We start from the raw sequence: 20,726 nt of genomic DNA on the forward strand, positions 1-20,726 counted from the left end.
ACCCGCGACTCGAGGCCCCTCAGGCGTGCACGCGATGCTCGTCGCAGTAGACCACGTGCAGCCAGTTCCAATGCTGTCGATCCTCGGTGATCTCCGCACAGCAGTGCTCGCCGGGGTTCTCGTGCATGAACTGAGGGCCGTCCTCGACCAGCCGGCGGAACTCCTGCCCCTGGGAGTGGAACGCGGTCGCACTGCCCACCATGAACAGGGTGTCGCTCACGATCTCGCCGCGCAGCACGTCCCGGTTGTCCCGCCAGTGCAGCCGTTCGTAGTCGGGCTCCGACCCGAACCCTTGGCACGTAACGGTGTGCGGCCGCGCCTGCCGGAGCTTGGCACGCACTTCCTTCCACTTCGACAACCGGAAACCCAGACTGTGGTGCACCAGCACCAGGTCGAGGAACGGGCCGTCGCTCCAGACGCACTCCTCCGCGCCACTGTGCTTCAACGGCAAGTACACCAGCGTGCGCGGCGACCGCATCGCGAACTCCCACGCCATGGCGATCGTCCGTGCCGCGGCTTTGTCCACAGACGCCTCAACGCCTACGTACCCCTCGTACAACGGCGCGTGCTTCACAGGCTGAGCAGGCTGCACCACGCGGTACTCGTCCTTGCCCAGCCTCACCGTGCTGACGAGCGTGCGCCACCGTTCCCCGTCGATCTTCATCGGCGTGTGCTCACCCGATGCTCGGCGCAGTACACGACGTGCAGCCAGTTCCATTGCCGGTCCTTCGCCGTGACCTCGGCACAACAGTGCGTGCCGGGCGCCTCGTGCATGTGCCGTGGACAGTCCTCGACCAACTGCCGGAACGCCTGCCCACCGGCCTGGAACGCAGGCCTGTCACCAACGACGAACACCGTGCTCTCCACGATCTCGCCGCGCGGCAACTCCTGCTTCCACCGAGGCACCGCCCGTTCGCGCGGCATCCCTTGGCACACAACGGTGTGCGGCCGCACCTGCCGGAGCCGTGCGCGCACGTCCTTCCACTTCGACAGCCGGAACTGAAGGCTGTGGTGCAGAAGCACCAGGTCCAGCGCAGGTCCGTCGCTGCTCCGGCACGCGCAGTCGCTCTGCCGCAACGGCAGGTACACCATTGTGCGCGGCGACCGCATCGCGAACGCCCAAGCCATGCTGATGCTGAGCGCCGACGCCTTGTCCACGCACGCCTCGACGCCCATGTACCCCTCGTACAGCGGCGCGTGCTTCACCGGCTGAGCAGGCTGCACCACGCGGTACTCGTCCTTGCCCAGCCTCACCGTGCTGACGAGCGTGCGCCAGCGTTCCCCCTCGAGTTTCATCGCGGGGAACGCTAGAAGGTCACCGGCTGTTCAGGCGACTGATTTCAGCCCTCGGCGGCGAGCTGACCGCAGGCCGCCGCGATCTCCTGCCCACGCGTGTCCCGCACGGTGCACTCGACACCCTGCTCCCGCACCCGCCGCACGAACTCCCGCTCCACCGGCTTCGGCGAGGCATCCCACTTGGACCCAGGCGTCGGGTTCAGCGGGATCAGGTTCACGTGCACCAGCTGCCCGAGGTGCTTGCGCAACTTCTTGCCCAGCAGGTCCGCACGCCAGCCCTGGTCGTTGATGTCGCGGATCAACGCGTACTCGATGCTGACGCGCCGCCCGGTCTTGTCCGCGTACCCGCGCGCCGCCTCGAGCACCTCGGCGACGTTCCACTTCGTGTTGACCGGCACCAGCGTGTCGCGCAGTTCGTCATCCGGCGTGTGCAGCGACACCGCGAGCCTGACCTGCAGGTTCTCCTCGGTCAGCTTCTTGATCGCCGGCACCAGGCCGACCGTCGACACCGTCACGTGGCGCTGCGAGATGCCCAGGCCGTCCGGCGCGGGGTCGCAGATGCGGTGCACGGCCTCGAGGATCCGCTTGTAGTTCGCGAGCGGCTCGCCCATGCCCATGAAGACGATGTTCGACAGGCGGCCGGGACCGCCGGGCAGGTCGCCGTCGCGCATGGCGGCGGCACCGAGGCGCACCTGGTCCACGATCTCCGCGGTCGACAGGTTGCGCTGCAGGCCACCCTGGCCGGTCGCGCAGAACGGGCACGCCATGCCGCAGCCGGCCTGCGACGAGATGCACAGCGTCGCGCGGTCCGGGTAGCGCATGAGCACGGACTCGATGAGCGTGCCGTCGTGCGCGCGGAGCAGCGTCTTCGCCGTGGTGCCCTCGTCGGCCGTGACCTTGCGCACGACCGTGAACAACGGCGGCATCAGGTCGGCGACGAGCTTGTCACGGGTGTCCGCCGGGATGTCGGTCATCTCGGCCGGGTCGACGGTCAGGCGGCTGAAGTAGTGGTTCGACAGCTGCTTCGCCCGGAAGGGCTTCTCACCAAGGGCCGCAACGGCTTCCGCGCGTTGGGCGGGCGAGAGGTCGACCAGGTGGCGCGGCGGAAGGCCGCGCTTGGGCGCGTCGAAGACAAGGGGAAGCGAGGTCATAGCACATCTAGTGTCCCACGAACTTCACCAACACAAGACCGTTGCATCGCGATAGCTTCCGATATATCGTTAGCGACATGATGATGAAACCACACCACAGAGAGCACCACCACAGGCATCGCCGCGGTCCCTTCGGGGGCGGCGGCAGGGGCGGCCGCCAGAGGCGCGGCAACGTCCGGGCGGCGGTTCTGTCCTTGCTGGCAGAACGGCCGATGCACGGCTACGAGATCATTCAGGAGATCGCCAGGCGCACCGGCGGCGTGTGGAGCCCGAGCCCCGGCTCGGTCTACCCGACGCTGCAGATGCTCGCCGACGAGGGCCTCGTCTCCGCGGCAGAAGAAGGAGGCAAGAAGCTGTTCAACCTGACCGAGCACGGCAGGACGGAGCACCCGGCCCCGCCCTGGCGCGACATCGAGTTCCAGCTCGACCCGGTCGACGGCGAACTGCGCTCGGCAGTCCGCCTGCTCGGCGCCGCGATGGAGCAGATCTCCCACGCGGGCACGCCCGAGCAGAAGACCCGCACTGTCGAGCTCTACAACGAACTGCGGCGCAAGCTCTACGCCATCCTCGCCGAGGAGTGACCTACCACCGGTCGTGCACGTGCGGCCGGATCAGCTCGTCGTACACCTCGGCGACGGCCTTGCCGTCCACCGGTTCGAGCGCGGCCGCACCCGAGTTGCCCCGCGCCTGCTCGACGTTGCGAGCACCGGGAATCACCACCGTGACGCCGGACTGGTCCACGATCCACCGGAGCGCGAACTGCGCCATCGTGGCCCCCTCCGGCACCAGCGGCCGAAGCCGTTCAACGGCCTCCAGGCCCACCTCGTAAGGCACCCCGGAGAAGGTCTCGCCGACGTCGAAAGCCTCACCGTTGCGGTTGTAGTTGCGGTGATCATCGGCACCGAAAGTCGTTGCCCTGTCGTACTTCCCGGTCAGCAACCCGGACGCGAGCGGCACCCGCGCGATGATCGCGACCCCGGCCTCGGCAGCCTGGGGCAGCACCTCTTCGAGGGGCTTGAGCCGGAACGCGTTCAGGATGATCTGCACGCTGGCCACGTGCGGACGCCTGATGGCCTCCAGCGCCTCCTCGACCTTCTCCACCGACACGCCATAGGCAGCAATTCGTTGCTGCTCAACCATTTCATCCAAGGTGTCGTACACCTCGTCACGGCTGTAAACGGCAGTGGGCGGACAGTGCAGCTGCACGAGGTCCAACGTGTCGACACCGAGATTGCGGCGGCTCCGGTCGTTCCACGCGAGGAAGTTCTCCCGGCTGTACCCCTCCGCGACCTGCGCCGGCAGCCGCCGCCCCATCTTCGTGGCGACGAAGATCCCGTCGTCCTTGCGCTCCTTCAGGAACCGCCCGACCAACGTCTCGCTACGGCCGTCGCCGTACACGTCAGCGGTGTCGAAGAAGTCGACCCCCGTGTCGGCCGCGGCGTGCAGCAACGCGAGCGCGTCGCTCTCGTCCACCTCACCCCAGTCGGCGCCGAGCTGCCAGCAACCCAGCCCGACGACGCCGACCTGGCGGTTCAACCTGCCTGCGTTTCGCTTCTCCACGAATCGAGAGCCTAGTCGCGAATCACACGATCAGCCCTGTTGGCTTGCGCCGGACGTGCAGCCGGTAGCCGACCTGAAAGCTCAACCCGGCCACGGAGGCGATGGCACGTTCGGCGACTTTCTCCGAGAACTCGATGCGCAACACCGCCTCCAGGTCCTCACGTTTCTCGAAACGCCATTCCGCGGTGACCCGCCGAAGCGAAAACCCGTTGTCCGCGAAGAACTTCTCGACCGCAGCCGGGTCGTAACGCGGTTCGTCCGCACGCAACCACGGACCGTACGGATCCGCCGTACCGTCCAAATCGACGATCGCGAGTGCGCCGCCCTGCCTCAGCACGCGGTCCGCCTCGTGCAGTCCAGGTTCACATCCGGGACCGAAGAAATACGCCGTGCGGGCGTGCACGAGATCCGCGGAAGCGTCGTCGAGCGGCAGCCGTTGTGCGGGACCGGAAACGACGCGTGCATTCGACATGGAAGCAATTCGGTGCTTGGCGCGCACGACCAGCGGCGGGTGCGGTTCCACGCCTGTGACGGACTTCGCGGTCTTCGCGAACAGCGGCAGGTGGAAACCATCACCGCAGCCGACGTCCACGACATCCCGGCCGACAAACGGACATTCTTCGCTTAACGCCGCCCAAATCGCGCCGTTGACGTCCTGTGCGCGGTTCTCGACCTCGTAGACGTCAGGCCAGTGCCAGATGTTCGGGCTCGGCACGACATCTACCGGACGCACCGCGTTCAACGCCGCCCGCACGAATCCCCTCACAAAACCACTGTAGGGCCTCCATTTGCCTGTGACCGTTCGAATTCGTCCAATCACGGCGTAGCGTGTTGGCATCTCGTTCCTGCAGGAGGCGGCAGTGTCGATCGCTCCCAACACGCCCAAGCTCGCGCCGTTGTTGTCTGGAAGTCCGTGCTGGGTCGAGCGAAGCGTCGACGACCTCAAGGGCGCGATCGAGTTCTACACCGGCCTGTTCGGCTGGCACTACGCCGACGACGCCGGCTACACGGTGGCGATGGTCGACGGCATCCCCGTCGCCGGACTGCCCCAGGGCGACGCGGACGCATGGCGGTTGTACCTGGTCACACCGCATGCACGCGCTACCGCGGAGAAGGCTTTCCACCTCGGCGGGTCGGTGCTGCGCAACCCCGAGGACGCCGCCGACCACACGCAGAGCACCGTGATCGCCGACCCGACCGGTGCCGTCGTCGGGTTCCGGCACGTGCCGCCGGACTGGCGGTTCGGCATGGGAGGCCACGGTTCCTACGCCTGGGCCGAGTTGAACACCCGGGACGGTGCGGCGGCCGACGAGTTCTTCGGCGAGCTGTGCCACTACGACATCACGCAGATCGGCGACGGGCACCGGCTGGACTACGCGTCGTGGTCCGTCGAGGGCACCGAGGTGATCGGGCGGCAGAAGATGGGGCGCGAGTTCCCGTACGGAGAGCGCTCCCACTGGATGGTGTACTTCAACGCCGCGCCCGAGATCGGCATCGACTCGGTGGCGTACCGGGTGCTGGAGCTCGGCGGCCGGGTGACCGTCGAGCCCTACGACACCCCGTTCGGCCGCATCACCGTGGTCGAGGACCATGCGGGGATGGCGTTCTCGGTGATCGACCCGTCCCGCGTGATCGAGGCCGAGCCGCGCACCGAGGTGGACGACCCGTACGACGACTGACGCGAAGGCCGGGCTACTGCACGAAGAGGTGCAGCAACAGCCAGGAGGCGACAGCGGACGGGAGGAGCGAGTCCATCCGGTCCATCAGGCCGCCGTGGCCGGGCAGCAGCGTGCCCATGTCCTTGATGCCGAGGTCGCGCTTGATCAGCGACTCGACCAGGTCGCCCGCGGTGGCCGTGACGACGAGCACGGCACCGAAGAGCGCGCCCTGCCACCACTGGCCGTCGAGCAGCGTCGTCACCGTGATCGCGCCACCGACCGCACCGGCGGTCAACGAGCCGGCGAAGCCCTCCCAGGACTTCTTCGGGCTGATCGTCGGCGCCATCGGGTGCTTGCCGAGGAAGACGCCCGCCGCGTAGCCGCCGACGTCGGACAGCACGACACCGATGATGAACGCGAACGCGCGGCCCGCTCCGTCCTCCGGGACGACGAGCATGGCCGCGAACGCCGCGAACAACGGGATGTACGCGACGGTGAACACCGACGCGCTGAGGTCGCGCAGATAGCCGTCCGAACCGCCGCGGAACCGCCAGATCATGCACACCAGCACGGTGACCACGAACGCGGTCATCATGCCGGAGCGCTCCAGCGGCCACGACAGCCAGATGATCGCCTGGCCGCCGATCAGCGCGGGCCAGAGGGCGACGTTGATACCGCTCTTCTTGAAGGCGTTGGCGATCTCCCACGTCGACACCGCCGCGGCGGCCGCGACGATGCCGATGAAGGTCTGCCGGACGGTCAGCAACGACACGATGATCATCGCGCCGAGGCCGACACCGACCAGGATCGCCGCCCGCAGGTCGCGCCCCGCGCGCGACGGCTTCGACGTGGGCACGTCCGCGGGACCGCCTGCCACCTGTGCTCCCATCAAGACCTCCGCCCGGCCTGGGCAATCACGCCTGCGGCGTCTCGGCCGGGCGAACCATCAGTGGAACATCAGACTTCGAGAAGTTCGGCTTCCTTGTGCTTCACGAGCTCTTCGACCTGCGCGACGTAGCGGTGGGTCAGAGCCTCGAGCTCCTTCTCACCACGTGCGCCGTCGTCCTCGCCGACCTCGCCGTCCTTGACGAGCTTGTCGATCTCTTCCTTCGCCTTGCGACGGACGCCGCGCAGGGAGACCTTCGCGTCCTCGCCCTTCGACTTGGCGACCTTCACCATGTCCCGGCGGCGCTCCTCGGAGAGCTGCGGGATGACGATGCGGATGATCGAGCCGTCGTTGCTCGGGTTGACGCCCAGGTCGGAGTCCCGGATCGCCTTCTCGATGGCGTTCAGCTGGCCCGCGTCGTACGGCTTGACGACCGCCATGCGCGCCTCGGGCACCGTGATGCTGGCCATCTGGTTCAGCGGCGTCATCGAGCCGTAGTAGTCGATGTGGATGCGGTTGAACATCGAGGGAGTCGCACGACCGGTTCGGACGGAGGAAAGGTTCTCCTTCGCGACCGAAACCGCCTTTTCCATCTTCTCCTCGGCGTCGAGGAGGGTCTCGTCGATCACGACTGCTCCTTGCTCTGCGTGTTCGTGCCCAATTCCCGGTCCTGGAGAGATCCCACCAGGTCTAGAAGGCCGGACGGCCACCGGGGGTGCTGACCAGAGTGCCGATCTTCTCACCACGCACCGCGCGGGCGATGTTGCCCTCGGTGAGGAGGTTGAAGACGAGGATCGGCATGTTGTTGTCCATGCAGAGGCTGAACGCCGTCGCGTCGGCGACGTTGAGGCCGCGCTCCAGCACCTCGCGGTGGGTGATGTTGTCGAACATCAGCGCGTCCGGGTCGATCTTGGGGTCGGCCGTGTAGACGCCGTCGACGGCCTTGGCCATCAGGACGATCTCGCAGCCGATCTCCAGCGCGCGCTGGGCGGCCGTGGTGTCCGTGGAGAAGTACGGCAGACCGGCGCCACCGCCGAAGATGACGACGCGCTTCTTCTCAAGGTGGCGCATCGCGCGGCGCGGGATGTACGACTCGGCGACCTGCGTCATCTGGATGGAGGTCTGCACGCGCGTGTCGATGCCGTGCTCGCGCTCGAGGAAGTCCTGCAGCGCCAGGCAGTTCATGACCGTGCCGAGCATGCCCATGTAGTCGGCTCGCGAGCGGTCCATGCCGCGCTGCTGGAGCTCGGACCCGCGGAAGAAGTTGCCCCCACCGATCACGACGGCCACCTGCACGCCGGACTTGTGGACCGCCGCGATCTGCCGGGCGACTGTCTGGACGACGTCGGGGTCAACGCCGACGCCACCGCCGCCGAACATCTCGCCACCGAGCTTGAGCATCACCCGGCTGTAGCCGTGGCTACCTTCTTCGCTCACAGGTCCTCTCCTTTGGCCCCGGGGAACTACTTGTGACACGCCAAGGGCGGGGTCGCTGGTACCTGCAACCCCGCCCTCTTGCGAATCAGCTCTGGCCGACCTCGAACCGAGCGAAACGGGTAACCGTCACGCCGGCCTCGTCCAGAAGAGCCTTGACCGTCTTCTTGCTTTCCGTCACGGAAGCCTGCTCGGTGAGCACGACGTCCTTGAAGAAGCCGTTGACGCGACCCTCGACGATCTTGGGGAGCGCACCCTCGGGCTTGCCCTCCTCGCGAGCGGTCTCCTCGGCGATGCGGCGCTCGTTGGCGACCAGCTCCTCCGGGACCTCGTCACGGGTGACGTACTTCGGACGCATCGCGGCGATCTGCATCGCGGCGCCCTTGGCGGCCTCGGCGTTGTCACCGGTGTACTCGACGAGCACGCCCACGGCGGGCGGCAGGTCGGCAGCGCGCTTGTGCAGGTAGACCGAGACGGTGCCGTCGTAGTCGACGGCCTTGGCAAGCTCGAGCTTCTCGCCGATCTTGGCGGAGAACTCCTGGACCAGCGCGTCCACGGTCTTTCCGTCGACCTCGACGGCCTTGAGGGCCTCGACGTCGGCGACCTTGTTCGCCTTGGCGAGCGCGACGATGTCGTCGGCCAGGGCGATGAAGTCGGCGTTCTTCGCCACGAAGTCGGTCTCGCAGCGCAGCTCGACCATCGCGCCGTCCTTGACGGCGACGAGGCCGTTGGACGTGGTGCGCTCGGCGCGCTTGCCGACGTCCTTGGCGCCCTTGATGCGCAGGATCTCGACGGCCTTGTCGAAGTCGCCGTCCGCCTCGTCCAGCGCCTTCTTGCAGTCCATCATGCCGGCGGCGGTCAGCTCGCGGAGCTTCTTGACGTCCGCGGTGGTGTAGTTCGCCATCGTTTTCCTTCTGCGATGTACGCGCTTAGGTCACGAGGTGCCCGCTTGTGTGCGGGCACCTCGTGGGGGAGATCAGGACTGGACGGGCTGCTCGGCCGGAACCTCGGCCTCGGCCTCGGCCGGGGTCTCGGTCGCGACGGCGGCGTTGGTGGTCAGGAGCTCCTGCTCCCACTCCGCCAGCGGCTCGTCGGCGGCGGGCTGGGGCTTGTCCTGGCCGTCAGCGGCGTCGCGGCGACCACCGGAGCGCTGCATGAGACCGGCGGCGGCGGCCTCGGCCACGACCTTGGTCAGCAGAGCGGCGGAACGGATCGCGTCGTCGTTACCCGGAATCGGGTAGTCGACCTCGTCCGGGTCGCAGTTCGTGTCGAGGATCGCGACGATCGGGATGTTCAGCTTGCGAGCCTCACCGACCGCGATGTGCTCCTTCTTGGTGTCCACGATCCACACGGCGCTGGGCACCTTGGACATGTCGCGGATACCGCCGAGCGTGCGCTCCAGCTTGTCCTTCTCGCGGTTCATCATCAGGATTTCCTTCTTGGTGAAACCCTGGAAACCGCCGGTCTGCTCCATCGACTCGAGCTCCTTGAGGCGCTGAAGCCTCTTGTGGACCGTCGAGAAGTTGGTGAGCATGCCGCCCAGCCAGCGCTGGTTCACGTAGGGCATGCCGACGCGGAGCGCCTCGTTGGCGATGGCCTCCTGCGCCTGCTTCTTCGTGCCGATGAACAGAATCGACCCGCCGTGCGCGACCGTCTCCTTGACGAACTCGAAAGCCCGGTCGATGTAGGTCAGCGTCTGCTGCAGGTCGATGATGTAGATGCCGTTGCGCTCGGTGAAGATGTAGCGCTTCATCTTCGGGTTCCAGCGCCGAGTCTGATGCCCGAAGTGCACGCCGCTGTCGAGCAGCTGCCTCATGGTTACGACGGCCATGGCCGGTTCGCACCTCATCTGTAGGACGCGCCAGGTCTGGCCTTTGCGCGTCGATCCGGTTGTCGCCTCTGGCCGGTCCGGCCTTCAGCCCTGGTGCCTTCGCCTACGTCCGCACCCGCGAGGCATCTCTGCACCCTCGGGACCGTCGGACGTCGTGACTCGACGCAGCTGGGATCAGCCGGTCGGATCTGCGTTGGCACGCGAAGTCGCCCCGCGCACAGACGGGACGCGCCCAAAAGTCTACTCCCCACCCCCGACAAACTCCGAATCGCCCCCGTCTCGCAGGGCGTAGTTGTCCACAACCGGCGAGTAATCCACAGATCCCCGATACCCGCTGGTCCCCGGCGTGCCCCTGGCCCACCGTTGACCCATGCCCCTCCTCCCCACCGCCCTGCTGCTCACCACCCTCCTGGCCCCGCCGCCCGACCGCTTCGCCTGGCCGCTGCCCCCACCGCACCCGGTGGTGCGCGCCTTCGAGGCCCCGGCCACCCCGTTCGGCCCGGGCCACCGAGGAGCAGACCTCTCCTCACCGTCCGACACCCCGGTCCTGGCCGCGGCCGACGCCACCGTCGTCTTCGCAGGCGCGGTGGCAGCCAGAACCCTGGTGTCGCTCCAGCACCGCAACGGCCTGCGCACCACGTACGAACCGATCACCCCCACCGTCACAGCGGGCAGCGCGATCCGCCGGGGCGAGGTGATCGGCCACCTGCAGCCGGGCCACTGCCCGACCCCGTGCCTGCACTGGGGCGCCCGCCGCGGCCACGCCTACCTGGACCCGCTCCGCCTGGTCACCTCGGGCCGAGTCCGCCTGCTACCGCTACCCGCCGCCCCCACCTAGGGGCCGGCCACGAGCCCGCGCCGCGACGTTCCCTCGCACGGCGCTCCAACGGGCGCCTCCCGCCGCTCCCTCACCGCGGCCGGACAACGCGGCGCACCCCGATCCCGCCGCAGCGCGCCCGTCAGGCGCCGGGAGGCGGCCACCCCTCACCTCGCCGCCTCCCGGCCCACCTGCCCAAGCCGTCCGCCATGTCTCTCAGCCACCAGCCGCCACGTTCCCACCCCCGATCGGCGTGGCGGCGAGTTGCTCGCCCGCCGGCCACGGCGGCGACCAAGCGCTCAGGTCACCTCAGCGGCAGACCCATGTCAGCGGAAGGCGCGGGTCAGCGAGAGGACCCACGCCAGCGGAAGGCTCCGATCAACGGGAGACGCACACCATGCGGAGGGCTTAGGCCAGCGAGAGACCCAGGGCGGAAGGCCCCAGGTCCGCCGAACGTCAGGTCCACCGAACGTCAGGTCCGCCGAAGCTTTGGTCCGTCGAACGTCAGGCCCGTCAGAACGTCAGGCCCGTCGAACGTCAGATGTGGTGAACGTCAGATGTGGCGAACGTCAGGCCCGCAATCGACACCTTGTCGAATCGCCTGCCCTGCCCCGGCCCGCCTTCCGACTCGTTCCCGCTCCCTCTGCCAGCCTGCATCCGCCCAGCTGCACATCCCCTGGCTGTGGGCCACTCATCTACTCGCTCCAGCGGTAGCCGATCGCCCGAATCCCAGCCGCCGTGTCCGCCGTCTGCCCGTTTCTCAGCGCGGCTGGTCGCGTCCCCATCAGCTGCCGGGTCAGGCGCTCGCGGGTGTCCGCCCTGCGGGAATTGTGGTCGACGACCACATCGCGGTGGTTCCGCGCGGCTCGGCGTCGGTGCGGCACTCGGCGCGTTCGGTCGGCGCTCGCCCGAGTCGTGGTTCGGGCGTTCGGCGGAATGCCCGAGTGGGCACTCGGCGTGCTTGGACCGAGTCCAACTGCCACCCGTTCGAGTGAATTAAGCCCGACAACGGACAGAAAGGGGGTTTGAGGCCCTTTGTGAGGGTTGCGAAGCTTCCCGGTACGGGTGTTCGGCAGCCGGCTTGCTCGCCTGGCTGCTGGGGGTTCGAGGTGCGGTCAGGCCTCGGACTGCTCGTTGAGCTTCGTGCGCAGCCGCAGGACGGCTCGGGTGTGCAGCTGGCAGACCCTGGACTCGGTCACGCCGAGGACCTTGCCGATCTCGGCGAGGGTCAGGTTCTCGAAGTAGTAGAGGGTCACGACCACGCGGTCGCGTTCTGCGAGCTGGGCGATCGCGTCGGCCAGCTGACGGCGGCTGTCCTGGTCGACGAGGCTCGCCACCGGGTCTTCGGCGGCGTCGTCGGGCAGCGACTCCGCGAGGGAGGAGCCGCCCTTGTTCGGGGCGATCAGCTCGTCGAGTGCCACGACGCTGGTGAGCTGGAGCTGGCCGTAGAGCTCGCGGAGCTCGGCCAGGCCGATCTTGAGCTCTGCGGCGAGCTCGCGGTCGGTGGGCGTGCGCTGCAGCTTGGCGCCGAGGCGTTCGAGGGCTCGTTCGACGTCGCGGGCGCGGCTGCGGACCGAGCGAGGCACCCAGTCCTGAGAGCGCAGGTCGTCGAGGATCGCGCCGCGGATGCGCTGCATGGCGTAGGTCTCGAACTTGAGGCCGCGTTCCGGCTCGAACTTCTCGATCGCGTCGACCAGGCCGAAGATGCCGGACTGGATCAGGTCGGCCACGTCCACGTGCGCGGGCAGGCCCGTGCCGACGCGGCCGGCGACGTACTTCACCAGCGGCGCATAGTGCAGCACCAGGCGGTCGCGCTGGCTCTGGTCGCGGGACTCGCCGTAGCTGCGCCACAGGGCGACGATGCCGGCCTCGACGTCGTCACCGGACCGCACGTCCGCGCGCGTCACCGCAGTCGGAACGGCCGCCGGCGTCCCGTTGACATGCGTGTTGGCACCGGGCTCGGGGGTCGCCTCGGTGCGTGGCGCGCCGTTCTGACGGTGCCCGTTGCTCGCCTGCTTCGACACTGGTGCGGGCAGGACGGGTTCAGGGGGCACGGTCGCCGTACGCGATCCTCCCCCTGCGGCGTCAGGAACGGGGGTGGGTTCGGTCATGGATCGCCTTCAGCCGTTCGACAGTGACGTGTGTGTAAAGCTGAGTCGTTGCGAGCGTAGCGTGACCAAGCAGTTCTTGGACGGTGCGCAGGTCCGCTCCTCCTTCCAGCAAATGGGTCGCAGCGGAGTGGCGCAACCCGTGCGGCCCGATGTCCGGTGCATCCGGTACCACGGCGACCACCTCGTGCACCAGGGTGCGAACAGCACGCTGGTTCAGCCGGCCGCCACGGGCACCGAGGAACAGAGCCGGTGGCGAATCCGGTGCTACCAGGGCGTTTCGCCCCTCGTCCACCCACCGCCGCAGCGCACGCTCGGCCGGCACGCCGAATGGCGTGCTGCGCTCGCGTCCACCTTTGCCCAGAACTCGAATCACCCTTAGGGAGTAGTCCACGTCGCCGAGATCCAGACCACAGAGTTCGGCCACGCGGATACCTGTGGCGTACAGCAACTCCACCACGGCCTGATCACGCAGCGCAACCGGATCGCCTTGGGACGCGCCAGAGGATACGGCCCCCATCACGTCTTTCGCCTGGTCTTCCCGCAACACCGACGGCAGCGTCCGATGCGGCCGCGGAGCAGCCAGCCTCGGCCCCGGATCCGAGGCCAAATGCCCTGCTCTGTGCGCCCACGCGGTGAACGCGCGCGAAGCTGCGGCACGCCGCGCGAGTGTCGTCCGGCTCGCACCGGCAGTGCGTTGCGCGGCAAGCCAAGAGCGCAGATTCGTGAGGTCGATGCGCTCGACATCTGCGTTTCCCGGGATATTCCGAGCGACGTGTCCAAGCAATGCCACCGCATCACCGATATAAGCGCGCACCGTGTGCGGCGACAGATCACGCTCCAACATCAGGTGCCGTTCGTACTGCCGCAGCACGTCTTCGACGTTCGCCGGCAGATTTTCGCGCAGGCGAACGAGATCGACACGACGTGTCCGACCATGCGGCGGCGGGGACATAGGCCAAGACGCTGCGCCAGTCGGGGCGATTGGTCAAGTATCGCCACACCCTCGCGCCATTTGGGAGCGCTCTCATGATCAGCAAGACGGCAAGGCTTCAACTCCCTGTGACGAGCGGAGGGTCGTCGGCCCTCACAGATCACCTTTCGGAGTAGCGGCGACGGCCGCCACGACCGCCCGAACAGCCGCTGGAGCCGGCCCGCCCAGACATGCCCGAGCAACCGACCGACACGCCCCACGCGGCCGGAGCAGCAGCGCCGTGATGCCGTTTCGCTCGAACCGGTCACGTTCCCGGTACCGAAAGGGCAACGAACCAGCTGAGCACCGCCGAGCACCGGACTGGCGAAAAATCGACTTGATGACCACCGAAGTCCCAGGTCAACTCGACCGACTATCCACAGTGGACGAACTTCATCCCACCTCCAGCTTCTGCCAGCCCTGGTCCACTTGCAACGCGAGCCCGGCGAGTTCCAGTTCGGGCAACAACGCCCGCACCCGGTCCAACGGCACCCCGGACTCGACCGAGACGGCCTCGTCGCTGACACCGTTCCGCTTCCCCAGGGCCTCGTACACGCGCATGGCCTCCCCCTGGGGCGCACCCAGGTCGCTCTCCTTCTCGGCGGGCTGCGTGGCGAGGTCGTCACCGAACCGCCCGACCGACTCGACGATCTCGGCCACCGAACTCACCGACACGGCCTGCCCGTCCCGCAACAACTCATGACAGCCGACCGAGCTCACAGACGTGACAGGCCCCGGCACCACCATCAACGGCCGCCCCAAGGCGAGCGTGATCGCGGCCGTGTTCTTGGCCCCGCTGCGCCGCCCTGCCTCCACGACAACGGTGCCGCCGCTCAACGCGGCGATGAGCCGGTTGCGGGTGAGGAACCGGTGCCGCGCAGGCGTCACTCCGGGCGGGTACTCGCTGACGATCAGTCCTTCCCGCGCGACCCTGGCGAGCAATCCCTGGTGACCAGCGGGATAGGCGTTGTCCACGCCGCACGCGAGGACCGCGATCGTCACCCCACGGCCCCCGAGCGCACCGCGGTGAGCAGCACCGTCGATCCCGTACGCGGCCCCAGAGACAACGGTCACCCCGGCCGACGCCAACCCGAAGGCGAACTCGCCGGCAACGTGCTCGCCGTACCCGCTGGCAGCCCGGGACCCGACCACCGCCACAGCCTTGTCCACCACGTCGGCGAGAAAGTGCGGCCCACGCACCCACAGCGCAAGCGGCTCACCTCCACACCGCCGCGCAGCCACGTTCTCAAGACCGAGCAACGGCCAGCGCGGCCACTCGTCGTCCTCGGGAACGACGAGCCGCCCACCACGCCCAGCGATGAACTCGAGATCAGCGCGGGCACGCTCCTCAGCCCGCCGCGCGGACGTCTGACTGGCCACCGACGGCGAAACTTCGCCGGCCCGCACCATCTCCGCAGCCTCGACCGGCCCGACCTCGGCGACCAACGCCGCGAGCGCAGCCGGGTAGGGCTCCGCGACGCGCGAAAGGTAGGCCCGGGCCAGGCGAACGGCGTCAGCGGCGGACCTGGTCCGCGGCGCGGTCATCGGAACCACCACCAGGGCAGCCAGCGCTGCCAGGGCTCTGGGCGCCACGGGCTCGGTGGGCCGGCACCGGAGGCGTGCCTTCGGACTGTGCACCGCAGGTGGAGGAGTGCGGGTACGGCGGCGGAGAGGGAGGTTGCGGCGGGGATGAGAAGTGGGGTCACGGCTGGGCTCCTTTCGAGCAGTTCAGGCGGTTCGAGGGGCGGACGGAGTCCACCGGGATGCGGGGCGAGCGGGAGGGCGGGTGAGCCGCGGGGCGGGGGGCCGGATGAGCCGGGGGCGGGGTGAGCGCAAGGGCGGGTGAGCCCGGGGTGCGGGGCGAGCGGGAGGGGCGGGGTGGGGCGCCTGCGGGCGAAGCAAAGGTGCGGCCTGGGGCGCGGGGGCCGGGGCGGGGCTGTGGCGGCTACTGAGTGAGCGGCCAGGTGAGGAGAGCGGCCAGGTGAGGAGAGCGGGTCGGTGAGGAGAGCGGGTCGGTGGGGTGAGCGGGTCGCCCGCTGGGAAGGGACGGGCGACCCGCTCGGACCGGGCGCGAGTTGAGGCTCGGAGCTCGCGTCCGGTGGTTCGGGCGCCTGGGTTGGGACAGGCGCCCGAACGTTTAGGTGCGGTGGGTGCCGGGCGCGGAGCGGGAGTGGGGCTTCGCGCCCGGCGGTCTGTGGGCGGGCTGGTGCCGCGCTTTGGGGTTGTGAGTGGGGCTAGTGCCGCGCCGCGCTCGGGGTTTGTGGGTGGGGCTCGTGCCGCGCTTGGGGTTGTGGGTGGGTGAGCGGGCGCTCGCAGGGGGACGAGCGCCCGCTCGGCTGGGGCCGGGCGCGGAGTCGGGGCGTTGGTGCTCCGCGACCGGCTGCTTGGGGTGGGCTGGTCGCTCTGGTGGCGACAGGGGAGGGAGCGCTGGGGGTTCGCGGCTCGGGGTGGGGCTGTACGTACTGCTTAGGGGAGGCCTGGCCGCTGGTTAGTGGAGGCCTGACCGCTGGCGGTGGTGGGGGTGGTGGGGGTGGTGGTGGGTTGCTGGGTCAGGTGTGGGCTCTGCGTTCTCGGAACTGGAGGGCTGCGGCCACGTGGTCTTGGGTTGGGGTGTCTGCCTCGGCCAGGTCGGCGAGGGTCCAGGCGACCGCGAGAAAAGCGAAATAGCTGAACTGGCGGGCCACCTCCAAGAACAAGGCAGCCCCGCCTGGTGCGCGAACACCAAGACGGGGCCTCGACCTGGACAACGGAGGTCCAAGCCGTGCACTCATCGTGCCAGGAGCCCCGACCGGCGGTGACGCCGTGAGCCTCGAAGCCATCACGTGGGCGCTCAACCACGCCCCCATCCCCCGCGACCGACGCGACGCCTCGTCTCTGGCCGTCGTCCTGCTGGGCCTCGCGAACCACGCTGGCCCCGACGGCTGCAACGCCTTCCCGGCCGTGTCCACTTTGGTCCGCTACACCCGCCTGTCTGAGCGGTCCGTCCAGTACGCGCTGCGTGCCCTGGAGGAACTGGAGCTGATCAGCGCGTCCGACCCGACGATCGTGGCCGCGTACGTGAAGCGCTCCGACCGTCGCCCGCGCGGCTGGGACCTGGCAGTCCACAGGACTGATCAGCCTGTGGATAACCCCCAGGACGGGGTGCAGAGTCTGCGCCCCGCTGACCAGCACGGGGTGCAAACTCGGGTCCACGGGGTGCAAGCAGCGACGGCACGGGGTGCAAACACTGCACCCGAACCGTCCTTTAACCGTCCTAAGAACCATCCCGCGTCGAGCGCGCCCGGCGGGCGCTCGACGGTGCCGCCGGAGTGCGGGCAGTGCGACGCCCGGCCCGGTGATCCGATCAGCGCCCGCGTCATCTGGACGGACAACGACCGCACCCGCTCCACCTCGTGCCCGCGCTGCGCGCCGCAGAGGTCCGGGGGTGCCCGGTGAGCACCCCCATCCCCATCCCCGAACCGAGTGACGACGACGTGGAGCGCGCAGTGGCCGAGCTGGAGAAGTTCGTGGCAGGACACGCCCCGGCTGTGCGGTCGGCTGACGAACTGCCCGCCTCGAAGCGAGTGCGGGAGCTGCGCGCCGAGGTGGCCGAGTCGCACGCCCTGCTGGAGTTGCAGGCCGACACCGCTCCCCTGCTGGTCGACACCGACCGCGTACGCCGCAGCCGCAAGCGCTCCGCCGAGGCCGCCCGCCTGCACGAGCTGGCGCAGGACCCGACCGCCCGTGCCTGGCAGGCCGCCCGCATCCGCTCCACCCTCACCACCGTGGCGCTGACCGCGCTGGTTGGCGCGCTGGCCTGGTCCACCACGGGTGTGCACCACACGCTGACCCGCACCATGACCGAGCAGGGCGCGGCCTGGTGGGGAGCTTGGGCCGTGGAGCCGGTCATCTCGGCCGTGCTGCTGGTGATCGTCGGAGCGCGTGCCTTCCTGGCCACCCGTGGCCGGGCGCTGCACCACCGCCACCTGACCGTGGTCGAGTACGGCGCGCTGCTGGTGACGCTGACGTTGAACGTGTGGCCGTACCTGCCGGGGCAGGCCGACCGGTTCGACCCCATTCAGCTCCTGGCACACGCCATCGGCCCCTTGGTGGCGGTCGGCGCGGTGGCCGTGCTGCCCATCATCTGGTCCGCGTTCGCCGACCTCGACCACGGCACTGCGGCCTCCCCTACTCCGAGCCCTACTCCCCCGGAGTACAGGGAAAACACCCCCCGCCTGGAGGCCGAGGAGCAGGGGTCTACCGACCCTCGCGCCGCCGTCCTGGTGGACCGCGTCCGCCGAATGATCGCGGCCGGGGAGCTGCCCGCCAACCCGTCCGCGACTCGGCTCCGTGAGGTGCTGGAGTGCGGCACGGACACGGCCCGCGAGGTCCGGGACGCACTGCGCGGAGGTGCCGCGTGAGCGCCCCCTATTACAAGGACACGGAGACCGGCGGCGAGCTGATCCCGTTCCCGAACGTGGCCGCCGCCGACGAGACCCAGGCCCGCAACGAGAACACGGCGGTGGACGCCACCCCGCCCGTGCTGGACGGCGAACTGATCACCGAGGAGGAGTACCGGCGCTCGAAGGCGCGGCGGCTCGCTGACTCGGCGGTGTCGCGCCTGCCCGCGCAGTGGCAGACCCCCGAGTCAGCCCGTCAGGCTGGCGCGGAGCTGGCGGGTCAGGTGGCGCTCGTTCCGGTGCGGTACCCGGCCGCTGTTGGGCGTGGCCTGGCGGTGTCTGCCCGCGCCTGGTGGGCGTGGGTGCGGGTCTCCGACTTCTACGAGGCCTCGAAGGCGGCCGACCGGCTGGCCGACAAGTGGCAGGAGATCGCGGTGGTGCGCCGCCGTCGGGGTGTGATCTCCCTGGTGGCCAGCGGGGTGACCGGTCTTGGCGTGCTGATCGTGGAGCTGACCGCCGGTTCCCTGCCGCTGCTGCTCACGGGCGGCGCGCTGTCGGCGCTGCTGGCCGTGGCCGGACGGCGCAAGGACGGCGCTGGCGGGCGCACGACCCGCCTCGGTTCGCGCTCGCTGGCGTGGCTGATGAACGGGGACCACCTGGTGGTGGCATTCCGTGAGGCGAAGCTGATCGGCCGGGACGAGTCGTTGATGCTGGTCAAGGCTCCGCGCCACGACGGCACCGGTTGGGCGCTGACCATCGACTTGCCGCCGTCGCGCAAGGCGTCGGACGTGATCGGCAAGCGGGAAGCGCTGGCCTCCGCCCTCGCGGTGGACGAGGTGCGCCTTATCGTGGAGCGGGTGCGGGGCGATGCCGGCCACGCCGGGCGGCTGGCCCTGTGGGTGGGCGACGCGGACCCGTACGCGGCCGACCCGGTCCCGAGTCCGCTGGCCACGGCGTCGAGCTGGGACCTGTGGCGTCCGGTGCCGTTCGGCACGACGGCGCGCGGCGTTGCGGTGAACCTGCCGGTCGTGTGGACCTCGCTGCTGATCGGCGCGATTCCCCGCCAGGGCAAGACGTTCGTGGCACGCCTGCCGCTTACGGCCGCCGCACTGGACCCGCACGTGCGCGTGATCATCGCGGACGGCAAGGGCGGCAAGGACTTCCGGCCGTTCGAGCAGGTGGCCCACCGGTTCATCCGCGGTTCTCGGGAGTCCGACGCCAGGCGGCTGATCAGCGTGTTGGAGGAGTGCGCCGCCGACGTGGCCGACCGGTTCGACCGGCTGGCCGAGATGGACGACGAGCTGTGCCCCGAGTCCAAGGTGACGCCGGAGATCACCCGCGACCCGGCCCACGGGATGCCGCTGACCGTGATCGGCATTGACGAGGTGCAGAACTTCCTGGGCCTGGACGTGCCGCTGGACCTCGACAACCCCAAGGGCAAGAAGGTGGGGACGCGGATCTGCGAGTTGCTGACCTACATCGCAAAGACCGGCCCGGCCGCCGGGTACTCGCTGGTCCTGGCGACGCAGAAGCCCGATGCCCAGGTGATCCCGGACGGTCTGCGCGGCCAGCTCGGGACCCGGTTCGCGCTGAAGGTCATGACCTACCAGGCGTCGGAGACCATCCTCGGCGCTGGCACCTACCGAGCCGGGATGGATGCCTCCAAGCTGCTGACCAGCCACAAGGGCGTGGGGCTGCTGCTCGGTGCGGACGGCGAAACGGAGCTGTCCGCCGGGGACGCGGTGACGGTGCGGACCCACCTGCTCCACATCGCGGCCATTCGCGCGGCGTGCGAGCGCGGCCGGGCGCTGCGTGAACAGGCCGGGACCCTCACCGGTGACGCCGCCGGAGACCACGACCTGGCGGCACTGGACCCGGCCGCGACCGAACGCCTGGCCTCCGAGGTGACCGCGACCATCCCGCAGGCCGTGGACGCCGAACTGGTGCACGAGCTGCCCGAGGTCCTGGCGCTCCTGGCCGACGTGATCGGCGACGAGTGCGGCCTGGTGCCCACTGGCGAGTTGGCCGCCCGCATCGGCTGGGAGACCAAGCCGTTCGGGGAGGCACTGCGCGCCGCCGGGGTGCCCTCGGCGGGCAAGCGCCGGATGCCGGGCCACGACAACCCCGTCAGCGTCGCCGACATCGAGGCCGTCAGGCAGGCGATCTCCAGCGCTTGAGGCCGGAACGGGGTCGGCACACACGACCGGCCCCAGTTCCAGCCGTTCCAGCCTCCACCGCCGGGCCACCAACCGCGCTGATCTGCACGAACGCAGAGCGTTCCGACCTAGAGCGCGGTCGGCCCGAGTCCCCTTCAGCACCCCGAATGAGCCCTGAACGGGGCTTTGTTCCAACCCCTCGGCACACCGCCGAGGCCGACAAACCCAGAGAGGAACCCGATGCCCACCATCAACAGCTCCCGCGAGTTCCGTCCCGGCCGCTGGCTCGCGCTTGTCGCCGCCGCGTGCTTCGCGGCCTACCTGTTCGGAGCAAACTCGGCAGCGCCCGCTGACCCGGCTCGCACGTCGTCTCCGGCGGCAAGCTGCGCGAACTGAACCCGCCACGACACGGGGCCGCCCTGGCGCAACGACAGGGCGGCCCCGTCATGTCTGCGGCCTTACCCTTCTGTCCTCATC

General features: G+C 69.3%; 20 protein-coding genes. 6 read left to right on the plus strand and 14 right to left on the minus strand.

Annotated elements, in window-relative coordinates; genetic code table 11:
* Window positions 1–19: 19 nt before the first annotated feature.
* The 3 genes from PV646_RS02795 to rlmN are packed head-to-tail and all read right to left on the minus strand — an operon-like array spanning window position 20 to window position 2,447.
* Window positions 20–664 (minus strand): hypothetical protein, encoded by a 645-nt coding sequence (locus tag PV646_RS02795; RefSeq protein WP_500339871.1) that lies wholly within the window; start codon window positions 662–664, stop codon window positions 20–22.
* A complete protein-coding gene (locus PV646_RS02800; protein WP_500339872.1) occupies window positions 661–1,296 on the minus strand; it encodes a hypothetical protein in 636 nt (211 codons plus the stop codon). Before PV646_RS02800 ends, PV646_RS02795 begins: the two co-directional genes overlap by 4 nt.
* A 44-nt stretch (window positions 1,297–1,340) precedes the next feature.
* A complete protein-coding gene (rlmN, locus tag PV646_RS02805; protein WP_500339873.1) occupies window positions 1,341–2,447 on the minus strand; it encodes a dual-specificity RNA methyltransferase RlmN in 1,107 nt (368 codons plus the stop codon).
* 77 nt (window positions 2,448–2,524) lie between these two features.
* On the opposite strand from rlmN, the gene PV646_RS02810 reads away from it, so the two are divergent.
* Window positions 2,525–3,028, plus strand: coding sequence for a PadR family transcriptional regulator (locus tag PV646_RS02810; RefSeq protein ID WP_500339874.1), 504 nt, complete (start codon window positions 2,525–2,527; stop codon window positions 3,026–3,028).
* A gap of 1 nt (window position 3,029) precedes the next feature.
* Here PV646_RS02810 and PV646_RS02815 read toward each other — a convergent pair whose 3' ends face one another.
* Together PV646_RS02815 and PV646_RS02820 are read right to left on the minus strand one after the other, a co-directional pair.
* Window positions 3,030–4,007, minus strand: coding sequence for an aldo/keto reductase (locus tag PV646_RS02815; RefSeq protein ID WP_500339875.1), 978 nt, complete (start codon window positions 4,005–4,007; stop codon window positions 3,030–3,032).
* 22 nt (window positions 4,008–4,029) lie between these two features.
* Window positions 4,030–4,845 carry a class I SAM-dependent methyltransferase gene (locus PV646_RS02820; protein ID WP_500339876.1) on the minus strand — a complete coding sequence of 272 codons (816 nt, stop codon included), beginning with the start codon at window positions 4,843–4,845 and terminating at the stop codon, window positions 4,030–4,032.
* Between the two features lie 22 nt (window positions 4,846–4,867).
* On the opposite strand from PV646_RS02820, the gene PV646_RS02825 reads away from it, so the two are divergent.
* On the plus strand, window positions 4,868–5,686 hold the full coding sequence (locus PV646_RS02825) for a VOC family protein (RefSeq protein ID WP_500339877.1): 819 nt from the start codon (window positions 4,868–4,870) through the stop codon (window positions 5,684–5,686).
* Between the two features lie 13 nt (window positions 5,687–5,699).
* Here the strand turns inward: PV646_RS02825 and PV646_RS02830 are convergent, their stop codons facing one another.
* The 5 genes from PV646_RS02830 to rpsB form a co-directional block, all read right to left on the minus strand.
* A complete protein-coding gene (locus PV646_RS02830) occupies window positions 5,700–6,554 on the minus strand; it encodes a phosphatidate cytidylyltransferase (RefSeq protein WP_500339878.1) in 855 nt (284 codons plus the stop codon).
* A gap of 68 nt (window positions 6,555–6,622) precedes the next feature.
* A complete protein-coding gene (gene frr, locus PV646_RS02835) occupies window positions 6,623–7,180 on the minus strand; it encodes a ribosome recycling factor (RefSeq protein WP_439661074.1) in 558 nt (185 codons plus the stop codon).
* Window positions 7,181–7,241: 61 nt separating this feature from the next.
* A complete protein-coding gene (pyrH, locus tag PV646_RS02840; RefSeq protein WP_301325822.1) occupies window positions 7,242–7,952 on the minus strand; it encodes a UMP kinase in 711 nt (236 codons plus the stop codon).
* Window positions 7,953–8,073: 121 nt separating this feature from the next.
* On the minus strand, window positions 8,074–8,889 hold the full coding sequence (gene tsf / locus PV646_RS02845; protein ID WP_500339879.1) for a translation elongation factor Ts: 816 nt from the start codon (window positions 8,887–8,889) through the stop codon (window positions 8,074–8,076).
* A 72-nt stretch (window positions 8,890–8,961) separates the two neighbouring features.
* Window positions 8,962–9,816 carry a 30S ribosomal protein S2 gene (gene rpsB / locus PV646_RS02850; protein WP_500339880.1) on the minus strand — a complete coding sequence of 285 codons (855 nt, stop codon included), beginning with the start codon at window positions 9,814–9,816 and terminating at the stop codon, window positions 8,962–8,964.
* 370 nt (window positions 9,817–10,186) lie between these two features.
* Between rpsB and PV646_RS02855 the strand changes: the two genes are divergently transcribed.
* Window positions 10,187–10,654: a M23 family metallopeptidase gene (locus PV646_RS02855; protein ID WP_500339881.1), complete on the plus strand. Its 468-nt coding sequence runs from the start codon at window positions 10,187–10,189 to the stop codon at window positions 10,652–10,654.
* Between the two features lie 1,094 nt (window positions 10,655–11,748).
* Here the strand turns inward: PV646_RS02855 and PV646_RS02860 are convergent.
* From PV646_RS02860 to PV646_RS02875, 4 genes are all read right to left on the minus strand, one after another.
* Complete coding sequence (locus PV646_RS02860) at window positions 11,749–12,540, minus strand: FliA/WhiG family RNA polymerase sigma factor (RefSeq protein ID WP_500342245.1); 792 nt, start codon at window positions 12,538–12,540, stop codon at window positions 11,749–11,751.
* A 178-nt stretch (window positions 12,541–12,718) separates the two neighbouring features.
* The gene (locus tag PV646_RS02865) at window positions 12,719–13,696 is read right to left on the minus strand and encodes a tyrosine recombinase XerC (protein WP_500339882.1); all 978 of its coding nucleotides are present in this window, start codon (window positions 13,694–13,696) and stop codon (window positions 12,719–12,721) included.
* 411 nt (window positions 13,697–14,107) lie between these two features.
* On the minus strand, window positions 14,108–15,259 hold the full coding sequence (dprA, locus tag PV646_RS02870) for a DNA-processing protein DprA (protein ID WP_500339883.1): 1,152 nt from the start codon (window positions 15,257–15,259) through the stop codon (window positions 14,108–14,110).
* A 1,004-nt stretch (window positions 15,260–16,263) separates the two neighbouring features.
* The gene (locus PV646_RS02875) at window positions 16,264–16,560 is read right to left on the minus strand and encodes a magnesium chelatase subunit ChlI family protein (protein WP_500339884.1); all 297 of its coding nucleotides are present in this window, start codon (window positions 16,558–16,560) and stop codon (window positions 16,264–16,266) included.
* Here PV646_RS02875 and PV646_RS02880 point away from each other — a divergent pair.
* Genes PV646_RS02880 through PV646_RS02890 form a run of 3 tightly spaced genes read left to right on the plus strand, consistent with a single transcriptional unit; the run spans window position 16,517 to window position 20,270 of the window.
* On the plus strand, window positions 16,517–17,149 hold the full coding sequence (locus PV646_RS02880; RefSeq protein ID WP_500339885.1) for a helix-turn-helix domain-containing protein: 633 nt from the start codon (window positions 16,517–16,519) through the stop codon (window positions 17,147–17,149). The two genes, PV646_RS02875 and PV646_RS02880, sit on opposite strands and share 44 nt — an antisense overlap.
* Entirely contained in the window at window positions 17,146–18,114 is a 969-nt protein-coding gene (locus PV646_RS02885; RefSeq protein ID WP_500339887.1) for a hypothetical protein, read from the plus strand. The genes PV646_RS02880 and PV646_RS02885 overlap by 4 nt, the downstream gene beginning before the upstream one ends.
* Window positions 18,111–20,270: a hypothetical protein gene (locus tag PV646_RS02890; protein ID WP_500339888.1), complete on the plus strand. Its 2,160-nt coding sequence runs from the start codon at window positions 18,111–18,113 to the stop codon at window positions 20,268–20,270. Before PV646_RS02885 ends, PV646_RS02890 begins: the two co-directional genes overlap by 4 nt.
* The last annotated feature ends 456 nt before the right edge of the window (window positions 20,271–20,726 follow it).

Origin of the sequence: Streptomyces sp. ID05-26A (assembly GCF_033794685.1) — a bacterium.
Classification (GTDB): domain Bacteria; phylum Actinomycetota; class Actinomycetes; order Mycobacteriales; family Pseudonocardiaceae; genus Lentzea.